The sequence below is a fragment of the Anaerosporobacter sp. genome, from assembly GCF_965301125.1.
Map to the genome: position 1 here is coordinate 15534 of NZ_CBDLAM010000058.1, position 5773 is coordinate 21306.

General features: G+C 34.3%; 5 protein-coding genes. All 5 read right to left on the reverse strand.

The window, feature by feature from the left end:
- Positions 1-195: 195 nt before the first annotated feature.
- Positions 196-1419: a CapA family protein gene (locus ACW2QF_RS08505; RefSeq protein WP_455715573.1), complete on the reverse strand. Its 1224-nt coding sequence runs from the start codon at positions 1417-1419 to the stop codon at positions 196-198.
- A 13-nt stretch (positions 1420-1432) separates the two neighbouring features.
- Positions 1433-2890 carry an aminoacyl-histidine dipeptidase gene (locus tag ACW2QF_RS08510; protein ID WP_455715574.1) on the reverse strand — a complete coding sequence of 486 codons (1458 nt, stop codon included), beginning with the start codon at positions 2888-2890 and terminating at the stop codon, positions 1433-1435.
- A gap of 187 nt (positions 2891-3077) precedes the next feature.
- Positions 3078-4442: a DUF711 family protein gene (locus ACW2QF_RS08515; RefSeq protein ID WP_455715575.1), complete on the reverse strand. Its 1365-nt coding sequence runs from the start codon at positions 4440-4442 to the stop codon at positions 3078-3080.
- Positions 4443-4470: 28 nt separating this feature from the next.
- Complete coding sequence (locus tag ACW2QF_RS08520) at positions 4471-4743, reverse strand: ACT domain-containing protein (RefSeq protein ID WP_455715576.1); 273 nt, start codon at positions 4741-4743, stop codon at positions 4471-4473.
- A 34-nt stretch (positions 4744-4777) separates the two neighbouring features.
- A complete protein-coding gene (locus tag ACW2QF_RS08525) occupies positions 4778-5572 on the reverse strand; it encodes an MBL fold metallo-hydrolase (protein ID WP_455715577.1) in 795 nt (264 codons plus the stop codon).
- Between the last annotated feature and the right edge of the window lie 201 nt (positions 5573-5773).

Below are 5773 nucleotides of genomic sequence, written 5' to 3' on the forward strand. Positions count from 1 at the left end.
CCAATCCTTAACAGCCGAATTTAAATCACTACTGTATTCGTTATCTTTCATTATCATAACTCCTATGCTTTTATGTATTACAAATAAATATTCAACACATTATATCACATCTTGTCAATAGATGAAAATACCTAAATAAATATATTATAAATCTTAATTTTATTTTAACAATTTAGAATGTGTTCAATAACGTACTTATTTCTCTAAAACATTCCCATATTCATCAATTTTGATACCATATGATATTCTTTCGTAATACGCAAAGAATTCTTGGATTTTTTCATCGGTTGTAATGGTATGGGTATAGGAATCTTCAGTTTCACAAGGTATTAGTCGTAAATTACACGAGTTTTCTTCATCAATTATTACTTCTAGCAAAGTTGTTCGTTCAATTGTATGACCAAAAATAAAATTGCCAAGACTGTACACAATTGTTTTTCCGTTGTAGTACTCAATTCCTTGTAACACATGTGGGTGACTTCCTATCACCAAATCAGCACCTGCATCGATATATTGCTTTGCCATGGTACGTTGATACTCTTCAGGATTTTCATTTTTCTCTATTCCCCAATGTACATAAACAACAACCAAATCGTTGCTTTGTTTTGCTGTCTTAATTTCTTCTATAAGCAGAGTAGGATCATAAGTAGTGAAAACTCCTGGGGAGTATTTCGTTGCATTCCAATCTGTCACAGGTATTACTCTAGATGCTCCTAAAATAGCAATATTTCGACCATTTACAGTTACAACAGAAGGCCTTTTGGCAGAGTCCAAATCTGTGCCTGCACCAACTGACAGTATGTTATTCTCCTCCAAAGTCGTTATTGTATCAAGTAGAGCTTCTGTTCCAAAGTCCAAAGTATGATTGTTTGCTAATGAAACGATATCCACACCCATTTCCGTAAGAATTGAACATCTAGATGGATCTGCACGGAATGTATACTGCTTGTCTTTCATCTGCGTACCCCTTGTACTAAATGGGAATTCCAGATTAACCATATTTATATCAGCAGATTTCATTTTATCAATTAAATCGCTGGAAAGAATGGAGGTAATTCCATTTCCCGAATCATACTTATTAAGTGGTGATGTTGAAAACAACACATCACCTGCAATTGTCATATTTATCTGTTCCAAACTAGTTGTATTTACTTCCGCCTCAGATTCTTCTATCACGGTCTTATCTTCTTCTTTGAAATTTTTATTCTTCCAATCACCTAGACTAAGATATAGAGACTCTTTTGAAAGAGTCTCTATATTTTTCATAAGTGGTTGTGTGAATAGCAATTCAGATTTATCAGTTATTTGACTGGATGCTTCAAATGTTATATTTAATTGAATGCATACAATACCTACAAAAATCACTGCAAGTGCAATTACATCAAACATTAATAGTCTATATAATCGTCGTTTCTTCACACGCATTCCTCTCTTATTTAATTGCTTCAAGTACAGCAACTACATAATCATATACACGTTTTGTTGAGCTGATACATAATCTTTCTTTTGGTGTGTGGATATCTGCCATATCTGGTCCAATGGATACAATATCGATATCTTCCATCTTTTCAGATATAATTCCACACTCAAGTCCTGCATGAATTGCTGTTACTTCTGGTTCACGGTTATATTGTTTCTTGAATACATCAGCAAGTAATTCACGGAATTTTGATTCTTTCTTATATTCCCATGCTGGGTATTCACTATCCATTAGATAGTTTGCTCCAATGGATTTAGCAAGTAATTCTAATTTATCTGATACAAAATGCTTATATGAATTAAGGGAGCTACGAACTGAGTAATTGAATTCTACTGCATCATTTACAATTCGTAATATACCCATATTCACTGAACTTTCAACTAATCCTTCAATATCTGAACTCATAACCAATACCCCATATGGTGCAGTTACAAGCATATAGATAATCTTATCTTTACAATCTTTAGTAAATGCCTTAGCAGCTTTGTCATTGCATGCAACAACTTCAACTTTAGCATCAGGTTCACTTGTGGTAAGTTCATCTATTATTTCACTTGAAATTGTTTCAATTTCTGACTTAACATCATCAACTAGATTTGATGCTACAACAATAGTCGCTACAGCTTCACGAGTGATGGCGTTGTGCTTAGTACCCCCAAAAATATCAGATAAAGCAAATTCTTTCGTCTTTCCTAATTTCATAAGAATTCTGCCTAACATGATACTGGCATTTGTTCTATTCTTATGAATCTCCGCACCCGAATGTCCACCTTTTAGCCCTTTAACAGTAATCTTTAACGCTTGGTTTCCATCTGTTACATCTTCATATTGTAATGGTAATGTAACTGTACCATTCAAGCCACCTGCAGAGCTACAAAGAATTACTCCTTCATCCTCCGAATCAATGTTTAACATATATTTTGCTTTTAAAGGTGATGTATCTAGCCCAATAGCACCATCCATACCTGTTTCTTCATCCGTTGTAATAACAACTTCTAAACGTGGGTGCTTTAATGTATCATCAGAAAGTATTGCTAAGGCATATGCAACAGCGACACCATCGTCTCCACCTAAAGTTGTTCCATTAGCACGAATGTAATCACCATCGATAACAAGTTCTAGTCCTTCTTTCTCAAAATCATGGTTACTAGAAGAATCCTTCTCACAAACCATGTCCATATGTCCTTGTATGATAACTGCTGGAGCATTCTCATAGCCACTTGTTGCTTCTTTTATCATAATAACATTCAAAAATTCATCTTGGATATATTCAAGGTTATGTTCTTTTGCAAAGGATACTAAGTAATCACTAATGGCTTGCATATTACCTGATCCTCTTGGTATTTCACTTATTTCTTCAAAATATTTGAATATGTTTTTATAGTCAATTTCATTTAAAACTTTACTCATTTTACTACCTCACAATCTTTTGTTATACGTGTTAGTATGCCTATTAACTTATTATATTATTATCATTTTGAAAATTCAAGAAGATTTATACTAACTGACAAAAAGGAACCATTAGACAACTTAATTGTAGTTAATCTAACCGTTCCTATCATATAAACATGTATATATAAACTATATGGATGTAATACTAGTTTTTAAAACTATGAATTGGTGCAGGAATTCTTCCACCTCGATTAACAAAATTATCACAACTAGCTTGGTTAACAGGCATGATAGGTGCGTAACCAAGTAGACCTCCAAATTCTGCAGTATCACCAACCGTCTTACCGATTACAGGAATTAGACGTACTGCTGTCGTTTTTTGATTAACCATACCAATGGCCATCTCATCTGCAATGATACCTGAAATTGTTGTTGCTTTCGTATCTCCCGGAATTGCAATCATATCAAGACCTACTGAACATACGCAAGTCATTGCTTCTAACTTTTCTAATGTTAACATTCCTGCTTGTACTGCGTTAATCATACCTTGATCTTCACTTACAGGAATGAACGCACCACTTAAACCACCTACGTAAGAAGATGCCATAACACCGCCCTTCTTAACTTGGTCGTTTAATAAAGCAAGCGCTGCTGTTGTACCAGGAGCACCCGCATATTCAAGTCCCATTTCTTCGAAGATTTCAGCTACACTATCTCCAACTGCTGGAGTTGGTGCTAGAGATAAATCTATGATACCAAACGGAATATTCATTCTCTTAGAAGCTTCCATAGCAACTAATTGACCAACTCTTGTAATCTTGAATGCAGTTTTCTTGATTGTTTCACATAAGGTACCAAAGTCAGCACCTCTTGCACTTTCCAGCGCTTTCTTAACAACACCCGGTCCACTAACACCAACATTAATAATCGCATCTGCTTCCGTAACACCATGAAATGCGCCTGCCATGAATGGATTATCATCCGGAGCATTGCAAAATACAACTAATTTAGCACACCCTAATGAATCTCTATCTTTTGTTAATTCAGCTGATTCTATGATGGTCTCTCCAATTAATTTTACAGCATCCATAATGATACCAGTTTTAGTAGATCCCACATTAATAGAACTACTGATTCTGTCAGAAACAGATAATGCTATAGGAATTGAACGAATTAATAATTCATCACTCTTTGTCATTCCTTTAGAAACTAAAGCAGAGTAACCACCAATGAAGTTAACCCCTACTTTCTTAGCTGCATCGTCAAGAGTTTTCGCTATTGTAACATAATCTTCCGATGATTTACATGCCGCTCCACCAATTAAAGCAATTGGTGTTATGGAAATTCTCTTATTAACAATAGGAATACCAAATTCTCTTTCAATCTCTTGTCCTGTTGATACAAGGTCTTTTGCTACTGTAGTAATTTTATCATAGATTTTCTGGTTTAGTTTCTCCAAATCACTATCAATACAGTCAAGTAAACTAATTCCTAATGTAATTGTTCTAACATCAAGGTTTTCCTGTTCAATCATCTTATTCGTTTCAATTACTTCATTAATGTTTATCATACGATTTGATCCTTTCTATTCGTTATTCTTATAATCTGTGCATCATATTGAAGATATCTTCATGTTGTACCTTAACGATTACTCCGATCTCCTCGCCGATTTGTTCCATCTCATTTGCAACTGCATCGAAATTCTTTGGTGCTGCATTCATGTCAACAATCATCATCATATTGAAGTACCCTTGAACTATTGTTTGTGAAATATCCAAGATATTGATTTTATTGTTTGCTAAATACGTACATACTTTAGCAATAATTCCTACACTATCCTTACCTACTACTGTAATAATTGTTTTTTTCATGTTGAATCTCCTCCAGTTTATATATGTTTATATTTTATACTGATACAAATTCGGATGGAACTTCTCGATTTGCCACCTGAATAGATACAGATTTTGACAATGTATTGCCATCTATCTCCACTTCAAACTTTACAGTCTCATATGCAAGTTCTGGAAAATTATTTTCACCGCTCAAATGTCCTAGGAAAACATGTTTCATCTTCTCATGCAATAATGCTTTGATTAACTTCCCTGAGTTTTCATTTGATAAATGACCTTTATCACCTAATATACGACGTTTCAGATAATAGGGATAACTTCCCACTTGCAACATGTTCTCATCATGGTTTGCTTCTAACAACAAAATTTCGGAATCCGATAATTTGGATATAATATAATCATCGTATTTCCCTAAGTCAGTTGCGATTCCTATTTTATGTCCCTTTGCTTCAAATGTATAACAAACCGGATTACTCGCATCATGGGAAATTGCAAAAGGATTTACCTGAATATCATTAATCATAAAGGATTCATCTGGTTTGACATATCTAAAACACTCTTCTGGTATACGTCCAACATTCTTTGTCTTTAGCATTGCTGCTATAGTTTCTACCGTACCATAGATTGGCATACGATATTTTCTTGCCATTACACCAATCCCAGATATATGATCCGAATGTTCATGCGTAATTAAAATACCATCTAATTTTTCCGGATTAATATCAACGCTACTTAATCCTTCTTCTATCCTCTTCTTACTTATTCCCGCATCTACTAATATATTCGTATTCGCATTGCCAACATAAATGCAATTGCCGCTACTACCACTTGCTATACTACATAAATTCATGCTTAACCTGTCTTTCTATTGATACCACTCAAGTTATATATTCTTCTTTCATTGTTCCAATAACAATAAACAAATCTATGACATTATAACACAACTTATTGCATTAATCTACTAAATTTTATTAAGAAGAACATGTGTCTTAGCGAAAATCGAGTAGGAGGGAAATTCAACTAAATTTCCCGACCTCTCACACCACCGTGC

Coding starts and splice junctions, on each gene's coding strand:
- ACW2QF_RS08510 (WP_455715574.1), bottom strand. CDS start 2,890: ATGAGTAAAGTTTTAAATGAAATTGACTATAAAAACATATTCAAATAT.
- ACW2QF_RS08515 (WP_455715575.1), bottom strand. CDS start 4,442: ATGATAAACATTAATGAAGTAATTGAAACGAATAAGATGATTGAACAG.
- ACW2QF_RS08520 (WP_455715576.1), bottom strand. CDS start 4,743: ATGAAAAAAACAATTATTACAGTAGTAGGTAAGGATAGTGTAGGAATT.
- ACW2QF_RS08525 (WP_455715577.1), bottom strand. CDS start 5,572: ATGAATTTATGTAGTATAGCAAGTGGTAGTAGCGGCAATTGCATTTAT.